The organism is Mesorhizobium sp. WSM4806 (genome assembly GCF_055811635.1).
In genome coordinates, this window is the sequence record NZ_JBVVQZ010000088.1 from 1 (window position 1) to 263 (window position 263).

1 pseudogene is annotated in these 263 nt (G+C 70.7%); it reads left to right on the top strand.

From position 1 onward, the window contains the following. Positions 1-263 (top strand): annotated as a pseudogene (locus tag AC0L2M_RS34695) (transposase); the annotation flags it as partial.

Consider the following 263-nt stretch of genomic DNA (forward strand, 5'->3'; position numbering starts at 1 on the left):
GCGCGCTATGAGCGGGCGCGCGAAGCCGGCGTGATCGCCAGCCAGGCGGTGCTGGTGGCGATCGGGGTCGACTGGGAGGGCCGGCGCCAGGTGCTCGGTGTCGAGCTGGCCAACCGGGAAAGCCATTCGAGCTGACGCGCGTTCGTGGCAGGGCTCAAGCAGCGCGGGCTCGCCGGCGTCGAGTTTGTCGTCTCCGACGACCATCCGGGGCTCAGGGCAGCGATCCGCGAAGTCCTGCCCGAGGCAGTCTGGCAGCGCTGTTA